The sequence below is a fragment of the Romboutsia sp. D33t1_170424_H2 genome (assembly GCF_015669105.1).
In the GTDB taxonomy this organism is placed as follows: Bacteria; Bacillota; Clostridia; order Peptostreptococcales; family Peptostreptococcaceae; genus Romboutsia_C; species Romboutsia_C hominis.
The window spans coordinates 106641-128103 of the sequence record NZ_JADOZQ010000005.1 but is presented as its reverse complement, the minus strand read 5'-3'; the positions used below and the strand labels follow the sequence as shown (position 1 = coordinate 128103).

Sequence of the window (21463 nt, the reverse complement as noted above, 5' to 3'; positions counted from 1 at the left end):
GACTTATTTACATCTTTGGATAAATTTTATATATGTTATTTACTTAATCCAAATAGGTGATGTTACAGATGTTTTTTCATTGTCTTGAATAATTTTTACATAATAAAAACTATTTTTATTAGACTTCATTGAAAATTCTAATCTAGCTATATTAGAATCGAAATTTTTACTCTTTACTACTTTACCTTTATTACTTATAACTTGTATCTCTTTTATCTTATCATTTTTGTCATTATCAACAGCACTTATATAGAAGTTTAGTCTTGAACATTTAGTTATTTTACTTCCCATAGGAAGATTATTTATGGTGTAATCTACTTTTAAATTTTTATCTTCAGATGCATATACCCTCATATTTTTTAAAGCGTCGTATAAAGCATCTTTAGTAAGTTCGCTACATAATACTACTGTTCTAAATTCATTTGCTATACCAAAATTAACTCTATGATTATCTTGATTGCATGTAGGCGCGACATGCCATCCTTTATCTAATGCTAACTGATACATATCATAAGACTTAATATTTTTACTATCATCAGAATTATATCCATTTCTTACTTCTAGTAATGAGATAATAGCATCTCCTTTAGGTGAATACTCTAAATTATTGAAATCTCCAAATTTTTCACCAGGATGATTAAATTGACCTATTAAATTTTCTTGGTTATATATATAATTATAAAAATTATCTAAATTCATCATATCACCATGTTTTTCAGTTATAAATCCCTTAGAATTAAATATGTTAATATGTCCTATAGGATTATCTACATTATAAGGATAGGTCATTTCAAATCCATATAGACCTAAAAAATTTTTTTCACATGTAAATTTATCACTAACTTTTACAAGCTCAGACCATTTATTACTTTTAGAAGCATTATTTATATCGCACTTTGAGTTATTATCTAGCATATTAGAATGCTCCGTTATGAAGAAAAAATCTAAATTAGCTTTATCACGAGCTAGATAATAAGCATCACTATAACTACCATGACCATCGCTTGCACTAGTATGAGAATGTAAAAGACCTCTATAATGCTTATAAACAGGTGTTCCAACTGTAAAATACCACTCAATATTAGACTTATTTTTATTTGGAGATAAATCTTTTATTTCAAGACTTACTACTTGGTTTCCTCTTTTAAATTTTTTATCTGGTATATAAGTTATACTAGAATCTGAAATAGTGGCTTTATTAGTTACATCTTCATAATTGACGAGTAATCTAATTGAAGATTTATCTATTTTACTTTCATCAAAGTATTTAATTTTTATAGTAGGTTTTGACACTATATATTCAGAACATTTACCAGGAGATATAGATTTTATAGTAGGAGGAGTATTATCAAAAGAACCAACATGTACAGAATCATTATTTAAATAATTAACATGTAATATATTTCTATTAAAGCCTAAAATAGAAAATGTAAAAGATATAAATAAAATTAAAATTGTTAATAGAAGGTTTAATCTCATAAATAATCAATTCCTTTACCTTATATTGTGTTATTTATCATATGTATTTTTTATATATACATACATGAAAATATAGGTAGTATTAATATAATTTATTAATATCAAATACTATAGGAGGATAGTATGAGAATAGAGGCAATGGAAGTTAATACAAATAAAAAAGATATACTCAAATATATATTAAAAAAGATGCCTTTAATGAGCAGAGTTTTACAATTTAATATATTAATAAAAGATATACATTTAGAATATGTTGAAATTAAAGTTCTTAGCTATGAAATAATAAGTAAAGAAAGAAGTATTGGCATATTTAGAAACAAAATAAGTACATATAAAATAACTATGTTAGTTAATACCTATAATGGATACTCAGAGTCTGTTAATATTATACCAAGTACAATAAGTAAGTATGTAGATAAGAGTTATATAAAAAGATCAAAAATATCGGAAGAGTATATGGTTGAAAATGTTAAATGTGAGATAATGGGATTTTTAAAAAATAAAAAAAGTAAACTTGAAATAGAAAAAGTTAACCTTCAAGATATTAATATAAAAGAAGTTAAGAGTATTTATAAACCTTATTGGGTAGCAAATTTTAGGGGAAAAAATATACTAATAGATGCTTAAAGTAAAGGATACAGAGATATCTGTATCCTTATAAACTATTTATTTTTAACTAGATAATCAAGTGTTTCTAACTTATATCCCTCTTCCTTCCAATGAGTTATAACTTCATCTAATATTTGAGTATTAGTAGTAGAGTTTGGATGAAGTAAAACTATAGCACCAGGATGAGTTCTTGAGTAGATTTTTTCCTTTGCATATTCAGGCGTAGGTTGATTATCATTATACCAATCTACATAAGCAAAGCTCCAAAATATAGAACTATATCCTAAGTCTTGTGTGTATTTTAATGATTGCTCACTAAATTTTCCCATAGGTGGTCTGAAAAACTTAGGCATATCTTTACCAGTGACATCTTTATAAGCATCCTCTACACTTGTTATTTCATCTTTGAATTTTTCAAAATCTGTTATTTTAGCCATTGAAGGATGATTTTTAGAATGATTGCAAACTAAATGACCTTCTTTTTCCATCCTTTTTATAAGCTCTGGGTTATTTCTTATATAACTTTCTACAACGAAAAAGTGGGCTTTTACATTATGTTTTTTCAATGTATTTAGTATACTTTCAGTTGTTCCATTTTCATATCCTGCATCAAATGTTAAGTATATTATTTTTTTATCCTTATCACCGACATAATATGAATTATACTTTTTAAAGAAATTAGCTTCTTTAATAGGTTCTGGTTGTTTTCCATCGTTTCTTGGATTGAAGTACCAGTTATATTCTGTATTTATAGGATTTAATATTTGAGTTTTAGATTTATTTACTATATTAAAATTTGTAGTAAATATTAATGTAAATATAAGTAAGAAAAATCCTATTAGTAGATAGTTTGTTGTATTTTTTTTATTCATAAAGTCACCTCTAGTAGTGTAGTAAATTTATATATAGTTTTAATAATTAAGTTAAAAATATACTAATAAAAGTAAATGGAAATTATATTTTTACTTTTTGGATAAACTTATCATATAATTATGTATACAAGACAATGAAATAAATATGTTTAAGCACAGACATATTTGATGGAAGGTAAATGAAATGGAGAAATTTATACATCAATTAACTAGTAAGTTATATAGTGTTTTAGATAATATAACTTACTTAAATATAGAAGTTAGCAAAAATTCAAATAAAATTAAGTTAATAGGAGTAAAGTTTTTTAATAATCAAGTATACATTTTTGAGGAAATAATAAATAATGATGATAAAAATTATAAGATAAATAGTTTAAATGATTTTATAGGAGATAGCTATATAGCAATGTTTGATTTATCATCTAATAAAAAGTTTATAGAGAACTATATAAACGAGAAGATATTAGATGTAAAAGAGTTAGTGCATGTAATTAAGCCCTATTATAGTGATTATAATATTAAGGATTTAAATGATATATTAACAAATGATAAGTATATAAGTGATTTAATAAGTATTGTAAATATTGTAAACAATATAATAATAAGTATAAAAAAAGAAGATAAATTAACATTAGAGCCTTTAACATTTAAAATAAATTCTTACTTAAATAAATTTTCACTACCTAATTGGGAGTGGAGTGAGTTAATAGATAGTGTAGATGATATTAAAGAATTAGAAAGTTTAGAAAAAAAAGCAGAAGAAAAATTAAAAGATAATAAAAAAGAAAAACTAGTAATAAGAAAACTAAATGAAAATGAAAGAAATTATGAAGAATTATTAAAAGATGAAAGTATATGGGCTAAAAAAGAAGGATTTATATATGAATACAGGCCAGGGCAGTATGAATTAACCAAAACTATAAGAGAAACTATAAGTAGTGCTACTACTTATAAAATAGCATGTATAGAGGCCCCAACAGGAATAGGTAAAAGTGTAGGATATTTACTTCCAGCTATATTAGAAGCAAGGTTAAACAAAAAGAGAATGATAATATCTACAGACACTAAAGAGCTTCAAATACAATTGATCAATAAAGATATACCTAATGTATTAAACTCATTAGGTCTTATGGGAAAGATAAAGTATGGATACATAAAAGGAAAAAACAACTATATATGTGTAGAAAAATTAGAACAGTATAAGAATGAATATACCTCTAAAAAAACAACTAAAAAAGAAATACTAGGGATACTACTACTAGAACAAATAGTTAAGGAAGGAAAACACGGTGATATAGAGGAGATAAGTCCTTCTATATTAAATGAATTTAATGTAATAGGTGATCATATAAAACATGTTAGTTGTGATCCGAATTTATGTAGACCTAAAAAGTGTAATAAAGAATGTCTATACAAAAATAGGGTAGAAGAATTAAAAGAAGAAGATATAACTGTTATAAATCACTCTTTATTGGCAAAGTGGCCTTATAAAGAAGAGAAACCACTAGAAAATATTATAGTGGATGAGGGTCATAATTTAGCTGAAAAGGGATATGATTTTTTCTCAAGTACTATAGAATACAAAGCACTAAAATATTTTTTAAAAGAAATATATCCATATGAATATATAGGAAATAGTCCTTTCATATATGAAAAATATAAAACATCTAGAAAGATAAAGTATTTTGATAAGTTTTATCATCATGTTCACTTTGGAAGAGATATAAAAGAAAAAATAAGTAGGAATATAAATTTAATTTTAGAGGAACTTAACTCTGTTCTAAGATTTGGTATAGAATCAGATTATAATTATTTAAGTAAGTATAACTTAAGGTGGGAATTTAACCTACAACAAAGTGAAGTGCTAGGAAAGGTAAAAAAAGAAGATGAATATATAGAATTAACATATTTAAGTTATAGTAATAAGATTAGAGATAGTTTTGATAAAATACTAAGAAATTTAATAGCTATATTAGTTATAATTGATAGAAATATAGATGATGATAGTATAGATAAGGAATCTGATATATATAAATTTGGTAAAGCAAGAATAAAAGAACTAGAAGATATAAGGACTACATTTGAACTATTTATGGAATTTGCTGAAGAAGACGATTTTGCAAGAATTATTGAAATAGATAAAAATTATACTAACTTCGAGGCTAAAGTTGTTCCTTTAAAACTAGCCAAATTGTTTGAAGAAAATATATTAAGTCAAGTGGAAAGTGGTATATTTATATCTGCTACTTTGAGCGTAGAAAACAATATGAATTATTTTAAAAATACTCTCGGTATAAATAGGGTTGAAAATATCGAAAAAGTGATAGAGCCTTTATATAATTATAAAAACAAAGTATTAACATTAGGGTTAAGCGATTTATCAAATTATAATAATAAAAACTTTACAACAGACATATCAAATACTATATACAAAATATGTGAGGTAACACATGGACACTTATTATCATTATTTAATAGTACAGATAGATTAGATAAAACATACGAAGATCTAATTCATATATTAAATGGAAAAAACATAGATATATACAAAAACAAAAAAGGAATTAGAAATTTAAAGAATATGAATCAAAATTGTGTTGTATTAGGATCGAAAGGATGCTTTGAAGGTGTAGATGTTCCAGGGGATGGACTTGTGTGTGTAACCTTAGATAAAATTCCTAATCTAAATCCGAAAGATCCTTTATACTCAACTATTATGAAAAAATATGGCTTGACCTATCAATCTATAAACTACCCTCAGATGGCTATTAAGGTAAAACAAGCTATGGGAAGGATCTTAAGAAGCAAATATGATTACGGATGTTTTATAATCTTTGACATAGGAACTAATAGGCATACTTTAAAAAAATTAGAGAGAGATCTTCATGGTTGTAAAATAAATATAGTTAGCAAAAATAATATACAAAACTATACTAATAATCATCTAAATATATGTAGAAAGCAGGTTATGAGAGAGGTATTAGTAGATGTTAGGAACTTACTAACAATTACAGATATAGATGACATAAAAGATATAGAACAGTTTGTAGTTGAGCAAATGAATCAAAGGTATATAAAGTGCAGAGTTACTTCAAATAATAATGATAAATTAAATATAAAGTACTTTAATCATAGATATACTATACCAAAAGAAAAAATCAAATTAAAATCTAAGGTATGAGATTATAAAAAGACTTTACCTATATTTTAATTATTGAATAAGATTAGATATTTAAGAAAAAATAAATCTTATAAAAGTAGTTAAAAGAAAGGATGTAAATATGAGTTATATATTACTTATAATAGGTTTTTTAATTCTTATAAAAGGAGCAGATGTATTTGTAGTTGGCTCATCATCTATAGCAAAAACATTAAAGGTCCCAACACTTATAATTGGGCTTACAATAGTTGCTTTTGGTACTAGTGCACCAGAAGCTGCAGTAAGTATAACAGCAGCATTAAAAGGAAGTAATGATATGGCTATAGCCAATGTAGTAGGGTCTAATATATTTAACTTTTTATGTGTTTTGGGAGTCGTAGCAATAATAAATCCTATAAAGGTACAAAAGAGCACTATAATTAAAGAATTCCCATTTGCAGTACTTGCAACTATAGTACTATCTATATTATCTCACGATATAAAGTTTCAAGGGTATACTCAAAATGCTTTAACAAGAGCAGATGGGCTGATGCTACTAACTTTATTTGGTATATTTATGTATTATTTAGTAGAGATGGCCATAACATCTAAAGAGGAAATGGAAATAGATCAAGCTGATGAGAGCATACCTATGAGTAAAAGTATACTAATGAGTATCCTTGGTATAATTGGAATAATAGTAGGTGGTCAGTTTGTTGTAGATAGTGCAAGCAATATTGCTTTAGCTTGGGGTATGAGTGAAAATCTAGTAGGCTTAACTATAGTATCTATAGGAACATCTCTTCCAGAGTTCGTAACAAGTATAGTTGCGGCTAGAAAAGGTGAAAGTGATATAGCTATAGGTAATGTAGTTGGTTCGAATCTGTTTAATATATTATTTGTTTTAGGTATATCCTCATTTATAAGCAATATACAAGTTCATAGCATAGTGTTTGTTGATATGATGATTATGATAATAATAACAATATTAACATATATATTTGCAGGAACTAAGCAACGTATAAATAAAAAAGAAGGTATATTATTAGTTATAATGTATATATTATATATGACATTTATAATAATAAGAAAATAAAAAAGAGTCTTTAAAGACTCTTTTTTATTTTAAGCTATTCCGTTTTCAAATTCTTCTATTAAATCTTCATCAGAAAGTTTTTCTATTGTTAATCCTGTTAATCCATAGAATAATGATATTAAAGGACAAATTAAGTTAAAGAATGCATATGGTAAAAATACGAAAGATCCAATTCCAAGTGTTGCTGACATATATGCTCCACAAGTATTCCAAGGAATAAGTGGAGACGTTATAGTGGCACTATCTTCTAAAGCACGAGAAAGATTCTTAGGAGATAAACCTTGTCTTATAAATGCATCCTTATACATACTTCCTGGTATAACTATGGCTAAATATTGGTCTGCAACTGCTAAGTTAGTACCGATACAAGTAAATATTGTAGCAGCTATAAGTCCAAAAGTACCCTTTGCAAATTTTAGTATAGACTGTGCTATAACTTGTAACATACCAGTTTTTTCTAATACCCCACCTACAGTTAAAGCACAAAGTATTAATGATACTGTCCCTAACATACTGTCAAGTCCACCTCTAGTAAGAAGATCATCAACAAACTTCATTCCAGTAGATGAAACATAACCAGACTTAGCAACTACAAGTATATCAGCTATAGATGCACCTTGAAATACTACTGCACAAACGCCACCTAATATAACACCACCTATAAGTGCTGGTATTGTAGGGACTTTAAATATAACCATTGCTATAACAGCACAAGGAACTAAAAGTAAAAATGGAGATAATGTATTGTAATTACTTAATAAAGCATTTTGAATTTGATTTATTTGAGATATATCCATTTCAGAACCTGCATATTTCATTCCTATTATACCGTATAATACAAGTGATATTAAAAGAGCAGGACCAGCTGTATATACCATATGTTTTATATGATCAAATAAAGTAGAACCAGCCATAGCAGGAGCTAAGTTTGTTGTATCAGATAAAGGAGACATCTTATCCCCAAAATAAGCACCAGATATTATAGCACCTGCAACTATTTTACCAGGTATACCTAAGGCACTACCAATACCTAAAAGAGCTATACCTACAGTACCAGCTGTTGTCCAAGATGAACCAGTAGAAATAGATACTATAGCGCAGATTAAAGTAGTTGCCACTAAGAATATTCCAGGTGATAATATTTTAAGACCCCAATATATCATAGCAGGAACTATACCACCAGCTATCCAAGTACCTATTATCATACCAACTACTAAAAGTATAAGTATTGATTGCATTGTCGTATTTATAGTAGATAGTATACCTTCTTCTAATTCCTTCCAATTAAAACCTAATCTAAAAACTGCAACACCACTTGCAAATGTAGCTCCTATTATAAGTGGTATATGAGCAGATATTTCATACTTTCTTAAAAATACTAAACATGTCACTAAAACTGCAACTAAAACAGAGACACATAGTAATGCATCAAATAAAGTTGCTTGTTTTTTAACCTTTTTTGTCATAAAAGTCCTCCTAAAATTTATACCGAATATAACGTTAAGGAGAAAAGAGATAATAAAAAAAGTCTAGGTGTAAAGATATTATCCTAGACTTAAGCATTCAACCGTACAATTAAAAATACGCTTAATCTAAAGATAGCACTCCACATATAAATGTGACAGTGTTATACATATTTTGCATAACCCCAATATATAAGTTTAAAGCTTCCCTTATATATTTCGGCATAGTTACCTTTTATTTTGCTTCTTCGTGCTTACCTCCACAAAACTACTATTTAACAATGCGACCTCTACCAATAGTTATATTCGATTTATTTGATAATAAAGATTATACCATAAATTAAAAAAAAATAAAGCATGAAATATTTAGGAATAAAAAATTTAAGAAAATTTTCACAATAATATGTAAAATAATAAGTCTTTAAAAACTACTTATTTTACTATAGAATAGTTATTAAATGTATGATTTAGAAAAATATAAATTTTATATAAATAGTTATACGAAAGGAAGTGAAAAATTTGGCTAAGGTTAAGTTTTATGCAGTAAGAAAAGGAAGAAACAATGGTATATATAATACATGGAATGAATGTAAGGAACAAATAAATGGTTTTTCAGGCGCTGAGTATAAAAGTTTTACTACGATAGAGGAAGCAAAATCATATATATATGGTGAAAGTGGTGTAAAAATACAAGAGGGAAAAGAACTTGTAAAAGCTTATGTTGATGGTAGTTATGAACATTCAATAAGAGAATATGGTTCAGGGGTAGTTATAATAAAAAATGAAGAAGTTATAAAAACTTATAGCAAAAAAGGAAATGATAAAGATTTAGTTGGAATGAGAAATGTCGCAGGTGAAATAGAAGCTGCAAAGATTGCGATGAATTATTGTATAGATAATAACATAAATAATTTGATTTTATATTTTGATTATGAAGGAATAGAAAAATGGTGCTTAGGATTATGGAAAACTAATAAAGAAGGAACTACTAAATATAAGAAATTTTATGATAATATAAAAGATAAGTTAAATGTTGAGTTTGTAAAAGTAAAAGCACATAGTGGCAATAAATATAACGATGAAGCTGATAAATTAGCTAAGAAAGCTATAGGAATATAAAAGTCTTGCAAAGTATTTTGCAAGACTTTATTTTTAACTTAATCCAAAATCCTCTAATTCAGCTAAAACAAAAGAAGGTCTATTTATACCATCATACATAGCTTTTGCCAAAATATTTGCCTGGTCATATGTCGATGTCCAAGAAAAAATGCCACCAAGACAATTATCTAATACATATAGAGCTTTTATATAAATAGAAAGGGTATCCTCATAAGACATTGAGAACTCTCCATCTTTTACTAGATAAGGTACTTTAGCATCTCTATCAAACATTACTGTATGACCATTTTTATTTATATAATCCCTTCTAAGTTGATCATATGATCTTGTAATTGCAGCTCCAAGTCTACCATAAAAAGGAACTCCAAGTAGTATTTTTTCACGAGGCATACCGGCATTTATTAAATTTTGTACCATAGAATCTACACTATATCCTCTTAAAGATAAATTAGAAGGATATAAATTAGCATGATGTTTCTTAGCATTTTCACCTGTTTCTCCAGCTGTAAAATCATAACTCATTAGATTAAAATAGTTTATTAAAGGAGCTATTTTAGATATTTCAGCACTTCTATTTATATAACCAATATCTCCAGTACCAGCAACACTTAACCACTTATTATCTCCTATAACATCCCTTAGAGCGGTTAGTAAAAGTGTAAAATTTTCTTTATCTTCAGGTCTAGATTTTATACCCGCACCACTACTTCCTGGATATTCCCAGTCAATATCAATACCATCTAAATTATATTGCTTTATAAGCTTATTTGCTTCTCTAGCAAATGCATATCTAGATGCAGGAGTTAAAGCAGCATCAGAAAAACCTTCAACTCCCCATCCACCAATGGCAGCAATAACTTTTAAAGTAGGCTTAATATTTTTAAGACTTATAAGTTGATTTAAATAATTAGGAGTAGGAACTCGTAATGTTCCATTTTCATTAATTTCTACGAATGCATAGATTACAGCATCAAGTAAATTAGGATCTACGTTTCCAGGATTACCAAATACATACTCCATAACTATTGGACTAACATCAGGACAACTTATAGCAGGCTGTTTATCTGGGTCTGTTATTTCAGGTCTTTGGCACTTTTTAGTATTTTTAGATTTTATAAATACATCTTTATTATGTTTTACATTAATAGTTGGTCTATCCTTATCAGGCATAAAGCAAAGATACCAGTCCATATACGCATATTCTTTCTCACAGTTTTTAATTTTATTTTTTAACTCTTTATAAGTTTTAGGAGATGGTGTTATGACTGGCATACCAGGAAACCAGTTAGCAGGAGTTACTACTTTATCTTTATCACTAGTTTGAAGTGCTTCTATAATTCTTAAAATCTCAGGAATATTTCTACCAGTTGTGAGAGGATAGTAAAGTATAGTTCTGAGTATTTGTTTATCATCTATTATAAAAACAGATCGTACTGTAGAAGTATTACTCATTTGTTCTGAAATCATACCGTATAGCTTAGCTACATATTTATCATTATCATCTATAACTGGAAAAGGAATATCAATACCTGTCATAGTAAATATATTATACATCCAAGCTAGATGAGACGCATTACTGTCAACACTTAGGCCTATTAATTCTGTGTTTCTTTTTTTAAATTCATTATGGTACTTAGCAAAGCATAGAAATTCTGTAGTGCATACTGGAGTAAAATCTCCAGGATGAGAAAATAAAACTACCCATTTACCATTATAATCAGATAATTTTATAGGTCCAAATGTTGTGTTAGCCTTAAAATCAGGAGCTTTCGATCCTAAACTTGGAAGGCATGGCATATATATCACCCCTTAATTAATAAAATATAACCTAATTATATTTTATTAATTAAGGGGTGATATTGTTACGAAGAAAATATAATTGTAAATACTTTTAGAAAAATAACTAATAAGAATTGCTATTTATGTGCATATTTGATATATTTAAAGATAGATAAATGTAAAGATTTGTTATTATACGGGGTGAGAATGTTGAAATCTATCCTAAGAAAGATAGAAAGTATATTTAAGGTTTTAGTTCTATCATCTATTATATCTTTTGTTATAACATTTGGACTTATACTGTTAAATGCTATTATGGGAGTGTTTATAGGGTTAGAATATTACTTTATGTTATTTACAGGATTAACTTTATGTTTAACAGTTATGTTAGTAGTTGTAGACTACAATAGAATATTTAAAAATAAAAAACATATACAAAAGACTAAAGTTAGCAAGAGTAAAAATATTAAAAGAGGAAATACAAAAGAAGTTGTTAAAGCAAAAAGAAAAATATCTTAATATTAAAATGATTTAAAAAGGCACAATAAAATAAACTATGGTGTCTTTTTTGCTTATTAATTATTATATCTATTTATAAATTATGCATAATTATTGAACTTATAGTAATAGGTTAAAAAGTAATGATACCACTTTACACGGTAGCAAAAAAGAACTTTTCGGTAATAGATAAAGTCACTTAAATAAAGTTAAAGTTTTACTTAAGAAAATAAAATTTTAGTTATAAATATATAAAACCTATAATAAAAGATAATTAAGAACAATTATAGGAGAGGTTGCTTATGGAATACAATATATTTTCAGAAATGGTAACTGGTTATAAAAATATATTAAAAAAATCGAAATCTCAAGATTATTTAGATTTCGATTTTTTTGATAAAGGAATAGTTTTTGCTGTGTCTGATGGCCATAGTAATGATTTTTTCAAATATAGTGATAGAGGAGCTAAAATAGCTTGTAATATTGCAGTAGGCATGCTTAAAGATTTGGCAGATTTAGATACAAAAGATTTAGTTAATATGCTAGAAGAAAAAAAAATACAAATGGAAATTCAATCAAAATGGATGGATTTAGTTAAGTTAGATTTTGAAAGATTTCATCCATTAGTTTTTAAAACAGAATATATAAAATATTCTACAACATTAATAGCAGTGTTGGTAACTAATAGATTTAGGCTATATTTAAAAATAGGAGATGGAAATATTATAATAAAAGATGATACTGAGTTTAAAGAAGTATTAGAAACTAGAAAAAGTGATACAGTTGATTCTTTAGGAAGAATAGATTCATATAAAAATATTATGTATTATATAGATGATGAAATAAATAAATACAAAGAAAATATTATTATATTTACAGATGGATATGAGCAGTCTTTTGACAATAAAAATGAATTGTACAAAAGCCTTAATGATACAATATATATGTACAATAAGAGTGTATTTTCTAGGGAAGTTCTAAAAAGAACTTACAAACAGCGACTAAGTAAGTTAAGCAAGCAAAAAAGTCAGGATGATATAAGCATTGTGTTTTTAATATAAATAAAAAAATAAGTCAATATTATGTATTTAAAAAGTTTTATAGACATTATATTGACTTATTTTTATTTATAAACAATTAAAATACATATATTTACTAATAATATAAAATATGGTTAAAGATATACATATATGATATAATAAATAATGATATTTACATAAAAACTAAATAGGAAAGGAAACGATAATGAATTTTAAAGAATTATTTTATAAATGTGTAGATTTTATAGATATATATAAAAAAAATATAATCACAATTTCATTATCAGTATTAGGTGTAATAGTATTAGTTATAGTATTTTTCATAAGTAGTGATGAATTAAGCGTACAAAAAGAGGTTGATACATTATTGGAAAATATAGAAAATCGTAGATACAATATAGCTATTGACAATTACTCTAACTACGAAAAGAAATTTTCTGATTCTAAAATGAAAAGAATTGATAAAACATTATCTAAAAAGATAAATAAATTACTTCTTGAAAGTGGAGATAAATACGTAAATAAAGAAATTACAAAGGAACAATATGTAGGTATGATAAATACCATAAATGCAATAGAAAATATTGAGGTAGATGTAGGTCGTATAATAGAACAATCTCAAAGAGTATCTGATATGTATAAGGAAGAAAATACAGATTATGATACAGCTTTATCTTATATAAGTATGGCATCTACTCTAAATGGAATTTCAAATGAATTAGATGGATATAAAAGTAATATAGAACAAATACATGAATCTAGATTGGTGTATGAAAAAGCAAATGAAAACAAAGAAAACCACATGTATTATGAAGCAATACAAGATTATGATAAAGTACTAGACAAAGATGATAAATATTATAAAAAAGCACAAAAAGAAAAAGATGAATGTATAGACCTTATGTATGATGATTATATAGAAAAAGCTGATGAAAGTAACAAAGATGGAGACTATGAAAGTGCATTAAGATACATAGAGTATGTAAAAAAATATTATCCAGATGATGAAAATATACTAAATTTAGAGAAAAAGTATAAGGAAAAATTATCAATATACACATTATCAGCAGATGATATTATTAATTTAATATCTAAAAAAGGAAACATATCTAAAAATAGCCTATCTATAAATTCTTACTACCAAATGATAGATGGTGAAAAATATTATTGTGTTGAAGTGTTAGAGTATGGAATGTTAACCGATGAAATACTAGTAAATGCGAAAACAAAGGAAATATATTCATATAAGGATAGTAATAAAGATTACAAAAACACTTACTGTAATGGGTATTTTAGATATGATAATTCAGGAAAAGTACAATTTGCAATAAGTGAAGAAAAAGCTAAATTTATACTTCAAAATAAATTAGAAAAAAATGACGAAAAGTACAAAGAAATATATGAAGTATCTAAAAATAAAGCTGACAGATATGTAGAAGATGAAAAAGGATTAGAAAATATATTAAAGGGAAATGAAGGCTTATATTACTATGAAATTGTAAATAAAGGATTCTTTAGGCCTAAAGAAGCTTTTATGATAAATATGTATAGTGAAAAAGTTTATATAATTTCTCAAAAAGAGATTAAAGAATATTAAAAGTGTGTTTTTTAACACACTTTTTTTAAAATATTGAAATATAAAAGAGGATATATAAACCTTATAGCTAAGTAATAATATGTGAGAAAAATGGGAGATTGAGGAGAGTAAGACATGAAAGATGTAAAAAAATATGTATACGCTGCAACGGGTGTAATATTATTGGGGATAATCGTTTTTATAGGTTTTATAAGTTTTCAAATAAACGGAAATAAAATACTTAAAAACACATATGTTAACAGCATATCAATAGGAAATATGACAAGAGAAGAAGCTAAAGATGTACTAAATAAAAAATATGACATAAAACAAATATACATTTCATATTCAGATAAGTTATGGAAAATAAATAGTAAAGATATAGATTTAAAATATAGTTTAGACGAGACTATTAATGAGGCACTATCTATAAATAGAGAAGATTCTATGATAGATAATATTAAAAAAACTATAAAAGCAAATTTCGGAGCAAAAAATAACCTTGAGCTTAAAATAGACTATAATAAAGAGAAATTAATAAAATGCGTTAAAGATATATCTAAGGATATAAATATTGATATGGAAGATGCAAAATTAGATATAAATAACTCGAAAGTAGAGGTATTATCAGGACATAAAGGACAAGAAGTTGATGTAAATAAGAGTGTAGAAAATATAATTAGTCAACTTAAAAAAGGCAATAAAAAAGAAGATTTAGCAGTAAAAGTTACTAATCAGAATGTAAAAAAAGAGGATATACAACATATAGATACATTATTAGCTAGCTATTCTACCAAATTTGATTCATCAGTAGCTGGTAGAACAACTAATATAAGATTAGCAGCAAGTAGAACTAGTGATAAATTGCTAATGCCTGGTGAGACATTTTCATACAATGAAAATACTTTAATGAGAACTGTATCAAATGGTTATAAAAATGCACCAGTTATAGTACAAGGAGTAGTACAAGAAGGTGTAGGAGGTGGAGTTTGTCAGGTATCATCTACACTATATAATACGGTGTTATATTCAGGATTAGAAATTGTAGAACTTAAAAATCATTCTATACCATCTACATATGTAGCAAAAGGGAGAGATGCAACTGTAACTGATGGAGGAATAGACTTTGTATTTAAAAATAACTTAAAGCAGCCTATATATTTAAAAAATTATGTATCAGGAAATAGAGTTATATGTCAAATCTATGGTAGTAAATCAGATAAGCAAAATGTAGATATATTAACTAACATAGATGGAGTATCTCAAGCTCCTATAAAAAGAGTCGATGATCCAACTCTTCCAAAAGGGAAAGAAAAACAATTAGAAAAAGCAAGAAATGCATATACAGTATCAACTTACAGAGTATATAAGAACAGTAATGGAGAAGTGCTAAAAAAAGAAAAAGTATATACATCATATTATCCTAAAAAGCAAGGTGTTATCGCTGTTGGAACTATGGAGGTTAAAACACCAGAACAAAAACCTGTAAGACCAGAAAAACCAAATCAACAAGAACAAAAACCTGTACAACCAGAAGCTTTAACACCACCACCAGAACAAAATCCTAATCCAGACACACCAAGTGTATCTTAAGAAAGATTATAATATTAGTTAAAAAAAGATAGCCTATAATGTAGGTTATCTTTTTTTATAATAATTTGCCTAAAAATATGAAAATATGTATATCTTTGACTTGTAGTGTTAAATGTGTTATCTTAGAATATATATTTAAATTAGGAGGAGAATATGATTTTAGGTAAAATTATCAAAAAAGATATAAAGCAAATGCCTAGAAAAATTTTAGATATATCTTTAGTTGAAGATAACAAAAGTGATTTGACATTTTTTAATATAGATGAAGAAGAAACGAATGAGACATTAAAGGCATTAAAGCAAAGTTATGTAACTAATAACTATAAAGAAGAAACAATATTAAACTTACAAAATACACTAAAGAGTAATTCAGAAGATACTTCAAAAGAATTAAAGTTAGAATCATATAAAAGGTATAATAATGCACTTGATTTATCTTTAAAGGGATATTTAACTAGTGCTTATGAATTAATAGAAAAAGCTATAGAGATAAATCCAAAAGATGTAGATATACTTAATTTAAAAGGATTACTTACTCTATTAAAATGTGATTTTGCTAAGGCTTTTGAAAGTTTTTACACTGCTATGTGTTATGGTAACAATGAACTATCTAGAAAGTATGTAGATATGTTATCATCTGATGAATTTAAAGTATTCTTAGGTAGATATAATCACTCTATAAGATTTATTAATGAGGAGATGAATCAAGAATCAATACATATACTTGAAAATATGATAGATGATGACCCAGATTTAATAGAGCCATATATAATACTTTCTTTAATATATGATAAGATAGGTAACGTTAAAAAGAGAGAACATTATCTAAGTAGATTAAGAGAAGTAGATAAAGATAATCCTTTGTTTGAAAATAAGAAGGAAGATAAAGAAGAGAAAAAAGAAGATATTAAGCCTAAGAAAAAGTCTAAGAATAGTAAGCCATTTTTAATATTTGGAGTATGTTTACTTTTGGCATTAGGTGCATATCATATGTATAGCAAAAATAAAATTGATAAATTAAATGAGAAATTAAGTAATCACGAGCAAGAACTAGATAAAGCTGATAAAAAACTAAATGAAAAAGAACAAGAAATAAAAGAGAAAGAAAAAGAATTAGATAATGCAAAAAGCGAAAATAAAAAAGAAGATACACAAGTTATAGTTTCTGATGAGGAAACTTTATATAATAAAGCAGTTGATGAGTCTAAGGATAAAAATTATAAAGAGGCTATAAAAAACTTCGAATATATTGTATCTCAAGGAAAAAGTAAGAAATATATATCAGAAGCTGTATACCAGTTAGCATTATTAAATGAAAAGATAGGTAATGATGATGAAGCTGTAAAATATTATAAAAAATATATAAATACTTATACAAAGAATGATCAATATTATGATGATGCATTTTACCAATTAGGAATGCTTTATTATAAAATGGGTGACTTAAAAGATGCAAAAAACACATTCTATGGGCTAAAAAATGAAGTACCAGATAGTATGTATAACAATTCAAAAGTTAATGATATATTAAAAGAAAAATAAAACTACCAATAGGTAGTTTTATTTTTTATTATCTTACAAATCACAATCATATATAATACTACCTTTAAATAAACTTATAGAAGGGGATATTAAGTTTTAGCGAGGAGGATAAGTATGGATAATAAAGAGCTTTTTCTCCCGATACTTAGGGATGGAAAATATGGATTTGTAGATAAAGAAGGCAATGTTATTGTAAGGCCTAAATTCAAGTATGTATCAGAGCGACTAAAAGATGGATATAGTGTCATTACATATATAAAAAAAATAAGAGGAATCAATAGGTGGATATTTGGGTATATAGATAAATTAGGAAATACTAAAGTCTATTTACACATAGATAGTATATCTGATTTTAATGAAGGATTATCTAGAGCCAAAGCCTACAATAAATATGGATATTTAGATAAAAATTTAGATTTAGCCATAGATTTTAAATATGAATGTGCGGGTGATTTTAGTGAAGGTTTAGCTAATATAAAAATAAATAAGAGGTGGGGGTATATAAACTCTAATGGAGAAGTGATTATAGCTCCAAAATATACTTATGCAAATCAATTTAAAGATAATACTTCATTAGTAGAATATAAAAATAAGTATGGCTATATAAATAGAAAAGGGGAGTTTATAATAAAACCTACATATGAAATAGCAACAGACTTTAGTGAAGGATTAGCAGCTGTTAGAAATAATAATAAATGGGGATATATAGATAAATATGGGAAATTAAAGATTGATTTTAAGTTTGATAAAGCAAAGCCATTTAGCGAAGGATTAGCAGCTGTATGTATAAATGAAAAATGGGGATATATAAACAAAAATGGTGATGTAGTTATAGATGCTATATTTGACTATGCTTGTAGCTTTAAAGAAGGGTTAGGTAGGTTTAATATAGATACTAACTCACTTATAAGAGGAATAAATAATAATAAATGTGGGAAATGGGGATTTATAAATAAAAGTGGTGAGATAGAGATACTTCCAATATATGAATCTCTATCTGATTTTAAAGATGGATACTCTGAAATAATAAATGGAAAAAATAACAATTATATAGATAAGTATGGAAAATTACTACTATAAATTTGAAAATATCTAAAAATATGATAAAGTATTATACGGGGGGAGTATTGTAACTCCCTTTACAATTTCATTAAAGATTTAGTCAGAATTAAAGGAGGCAAAAATGAAATTATTTAATCAATTAGTATTAATACTAGGTGTATGGGCTTTAGGTGAGTACATAAGCTCATTCATACAAAATATAGTAATTGTACCGGGTAGTATAGTTGGTATGATATTACTATTTATACTTTTAAAAGCCAATATAATAAAAGTGGACAAGCTTGAAGATATAGGTAATCTATTGCTAGATAATATGGCTTTATTTTTCATACCGGCAGGGGTTTCACTTATAAGATCGTTAGGTCTTATTGAAAAAAATGTATTTGTATTACTAATAACTATATTTTTTAGTACTATTTTAGTTATGTACATAACTGGAATAGTAGTAGAAAAGATGATTAAAAATAAAGTTAAGGAGAATTAGTCATGTATAATGTTTTAAACACACCTATATTTGGGATAGTAATAACTATAATATTTTTTAACATAGGACTTTATATACAAAGGAAAACTAAAAGTGCTTTAATGAATCCACTTTTAATTGCAATAGTTGGAATTATATTATTTTTAAATATAACTAAGATACCATATGAAAGTTATAAAAAAGGTGCAGATAGTATAAATTACTTTTTAGGTCCTGTAACGGTTATATTAGCAGTACCATTATATAAGCAATTTGACTTATTTAAAAAACATATACTAGAAATATTAGTAGGTATAACTACAGGTGTAGTAGTATCATTTATTTCTATAAAGATAATAGCTGGTTTTACAGATGCAGATATTAGTATAATAAATTCTTTAATACCTAAATCTATAACGACACCTATGGGATTATCTCTTACTAATACTATAAATGGTATAGAGTCTATAACTGTAGTGGCAATAATATTTACAGGTATACTTGGTGCTATAATGGCAGAGCTTGTATTTAAGCTTGGAAGAATAAAACATCCTGTAGCAAAAGGAATAGCACTTGGAACATCAGCACATGCACTTGGAACATCAAAGGCTTTAGAATTAGGAGAAATAGAAGGTGCTATGAGTGGATTATCTATAGGTATATCTGGGATAATTACAGTCATATTAATACCTATAATAATCAATATGATATAAAAAGTTTTTTCTTATAAATGAAAATATATATACTAAAATATCAAAAAATGAAGGTTAAAATAAAATATTTTCAAATTAAAAGTATATATTACACAATAAAAGGCAAGGAACAAAATATGTTTCTTGCCTTTTATTGTGAATTAAATTGTTCAGTATTTATATATTATGCAAGAAATTATTCGTTTAAATCTTTTATTGCTAAATAATTTTATAATTATTCAAAAGTTAAAAAAAAGTAAAATAGGTAAAAAAAATTAACTAGACATATTAAAAAAAAATAATATAATATATCATGTGCAATGAATAAAGAGAAGCATAATTTAAATTACCTATTGATTTATTAGGTGATTTGTTTAGGTCGAATTGAAGGGAGAACAAAATGAGCAAAGTTAACACCACTTTAGAAGATAATGCTTTTTTAAGATATTTAGTGGTAATAGGTGGAATGCTTGTAGCATGTATAGGTGTCAATGGTTTTTTAAGACCAGCGCATCTATTAAGTGGGGGAGTACCAGGTGCCTCTACAGCTATAAATTACTTAACTGGAATAAACATAGGTCTTTTAACATTTTTAATAAATATACCTATATTTATATTAGGGTTTATATACTTAGAAAAAGAATTTTGTATATCTAGTTTAATAAACATGATGATATTTTCTTTTTTACTAGGTATAACTCAAGATATAGCTCAATATATACCTATAAATGATGTATTACTTCAAAGTGTTTATGGAGGTATATTATCAGGAATTGGAAGTGGTATAGTATTTAGAACAAAATCATCACAAGGTGGTACAGATATATTAGCTGCAATATTGAAATTTAAGAAAAATATTCCTATGAAAGATACAACGCTATCTATAAATATACTAATAGTATCTATAGGTGGAGTATTATTTGGAATGGATTTAGCATTATACACATTAATAGGTATGTTTATAAGTGCATACTGTATGAACTTTGTAAAAGATGCTATGAATTATCAAAAGTCAGTTATGGTTGTATCTAGAGAAAGCAATAGTATAGCAAAAGAAATAATGAGTGAACTTCATAGAGGTGTAACTTTCTTAGAAGCTGAAGGTGCATATACTCATGAGAAGAAAAAACTTATATATTGTATAGTATCATCAAATGAGATACCTAAAATAAAGGAAATTGCTTTAAAATACGATAAAAAATCATTTATATCTGTAAATGATGTAAGTGAGGTTAAGGGTAGAGGATTTAAAGAAAAGTACTTATAAAATTAAAAATAAATATAACTAAAATATAGATGAGATTGATTAAATATACTTAACTCTACAGTTAAATATATAAACGTATTTGGATTTGGTGAATTAGAATGGCACAAATTAGTTATAAAAAAGGGTATATCAAATAGATATATCCTTTTTTAATGACATAAATTTATTAACATA

General features: G+C 26.2%; 17 protein-coding genes and 1 riboswitch. Of the genes, 13 read left to right on the top strand and 4 right to left on the bottom strand.

The window, feature by feature from the left end:
• Nucleotides 1–39: 39 nt before the first annotated feature.
• Nucleotides 40–1479 carry a CehA/McbA family metallohydrolase gene (locus I4U66_RS07935; protein WP_092924888.1) on the bottom strand — a complete coding sequence of 480 codons (1440 nt, stop codon included), beginning with the start codon at nucleotides 1477–1479 and terminating at the stop codon, nucleotides 40–42.
• Between the two features lie 123 nt (nucleotides 1480–1602).
• Here I4U66_RS07935 and I4U66_RS07930 point away from each other — a divergent pair, with 123 nt between their 5' ends.
• The gene (locus tag I4U66_RS07930; protein WP_092924890.1) at nucleotides 1603–2106 is read left to right on the top strand and encodes a hypothetical protein; all 504 of its coding nucleotides are present in this window, start codon (nucleotides 1603–1605) and stop codon (nucleotides 2104–2106) included.
• A 35-nt stretch (nucleotides 2107–2141) separates the two neighbouring features.
• On the opposite strand, the gene pdaA is transcribed toward I4U66_RS07930, so the two are convergent.
• Nucleotides 2142–2960, bottom strand: a complete 819-nt coding sequence (gene pdaA, locus I4U66_RS07925; protein ID WP_092924892.1) for a delta-lactam-biosynthetic de-N-acetylase — start codon at nucleotides 2958–2960, stop codon at nucleotides 2142–2144.
• Nucleotides 2961–3144: 184 nt separating this feature from the next.
• On the opposite strand from pdaA, the gene I4U66_RS07920 reads away from it, so the two are divergent.
• Nucleotides 3145–6141, top strand: coding sequence for an ATP-dependent DNA helicase (locus tag I4U66_RS07920; protein ID WP_195928699.1), 2997 nt, complete (start codon nucleotides 3145–3147; stop codon nucleotides 6139–6141).
• Between the two features lie 100 nt (nucleotides 6142–6241).
• Nucleotides 6242–7195 carry a calcium/sodium antiporter gene (locus I4U66_RS07915; RefSeq protein WP_092924896.1) on the top strand — a complete coding sequence of 318 codons (954 nt, stop codon included), beginning with the start codon at nucleotides 6242–6244 and terminating at the stop codon, nucleotides 7193–7195.
• A gap of 29 nt (nucleotides 7196–7224) precedes the next feature.
• On the opposite strand, the gene nhaC is transcribed toward I4U66_RS07915, so the two are convergent.
• On the bottom strand, nucleotides 7225–8661 hold the full coding sequence (gene nhaC, locus I4U66_RS07910; RefSeq protein ID WP_092924898.1) for a Na+/H+ antiporter NhaC: 1437 nt from the start codon (nucleotides 8659–8661) through the stop codon (nucleotides 7225–7227).
• A 125-nt stretch (nucleotides 8662–8786) separates the two neighbouring features.
• Nucleotides 8787–8959: riboswitch (Lysine riboswitch) on the bottom strand.
• Nucleotides 8960–9177: 218 nt separating this feature from the next.
• Between nhaC and I4U66_RS07905 the strand changes: the two genes are divergently transcribed.
• A complete protein-coding gene (locus I4U66_RS07905; protein ID WP_092924900.1) occupies nucleotides 9178–9777 on the top strand; it encodes a ribonuclease H1 domain-containing protein in 600 nt (199 codons plus the stop codon).
• Between the two features lie 33 nt (nucleotides 9778–9810).
• Here the strand turns inward: I4U66_RS07905 and I4U66_RS07900 are convergent, their stop codons facing one another.
• A complete protein-coding gene (locus I4U66_RS07900) occupies nucleotides 9811–11574 on the bottom strand; it encodes a peroxiredoxin (RefSeq protein ID WP_092924903.1) in 1764 nt (587 codons plus the stop codon).
• A gap of 189 nt (nucleotides 11575–11763) precedes the next feature.
• On the opposite strand from I4U66_RS07900, the gene I4U66_RS07895 reads away from it, so the two are divergent.
• The 9 genes from I4U66_RS07895 (at nucleotide 11764) to I4U66_RS07855 (ending at nucleotide 21289) form a co-directional block, all read left to right on the top strand.
• Nucleotides 11764–12075 (top strand): hypothetical protein, encoded by a 312-nt coding sequence (locus I4U66_RS07895; protein WP_141664380.1) that lies wholly within the window; start codon nucleotides 11764–11766, stop codon nucleotides 12073–12075.
• A gap of 281 nt (nucleotides 12076–12356) precedes the next feature.
• Nucleotides 12357–13115: a protein phosphatase 2C domain-containing protein gene (locus tag I4U66_RS07890; RefSeq protein WP_092924907.1), complete on the top strand. Its 759-nt coding sequence runs from the start codon at nucleotides 12357–12359 to the stop codon at nucleotides 13113–13115.
• A 184-nt stretch (nucleotides 13116–13299) separates the two neighbouring features.
• On the top strand, nucleotides 13300–14691 hold the full coding sequence (locus I4U66_RS07885) for a UbiD family decarboxylase (RefSeq protein WP_166505733.1): 1392 nt from the start codon (nucleotides 13300–13302) through the stop codon (nucleotides 14689–14691).
• 114 nt (nucleotides 14692–14805) lie between these two features.
• Nucleotides 14806–16263: a VanW family protein gene (locus I4U66_RS07880; protein ID WP_195928698.1), complete on the top strand. Its 1458-nt coding sequence runs from the start codon at nucleotides 14806–14808 to the stop codon at nucleotides 16261–16263.
• A gap of 153 nt (nucleotides 16264–16416) precedes the next feature.
• Entirely contained in the window at nucleotides 16417–17805 is a 1389-nt protein-coding gene (locus tag I4U66_RS07875; protein ID WP_243240000.1) for a tetratricopeptide repeat protein, read from the top strand.
• 114 nt (nucleotides 17806–17919) lie between these two features.
• Complete coding sequence (locus I4U66_RS07870; protein WP_195581251.1) at nucleotides 17920–18885, top strand: WG repeat-containing protein; 966 nt, start codon at nucleotides 17920–17922, stop codon at nucleotides 18883–18885.
• A gap of 103 nt (nucleotides 18886–18988) precedes the next feature.
• Nucleotides 18989–19351: a CidA/LrgA family protein gene (locus I4U66_RS07865; RefSeq protein WP_092924914.1), complete on the top strand. Its 363-nt coding sequence runs from the start codon at nucleotides 18989–18991 to the stop codon at nucleotides 19349–19351.
• 2 nt (nucleotides 19352–19353) lie between these two features.
• The gene (locus I4U66_RS07860) at nucleotides 19354–20043 is read left to right on the top strand and encodes an LrgB family protein (protein WP_092924916.1); all 690 of its coding nucleotides are present in this window, start codon (nucleotides 19354–19356) and stop codon (nucleotides 20041–20043) included.
• 379 nt (nucleotides 20044–20422) lie between these two features.
• The gene (locus I4U66_RS07855; RefSeq protein WP_092924918.1) at nucleotides 20423–21289 is read left to right on the top strand and encodes a YitT family protein; all 867 of its coding nucleotides are present in this window, start codon (nucleotides 20423–20425) and stop codon (nucleotides 21287–21289) included.
• Nucleotides 21290–21463: the final 174 nt, after the last annotated feature.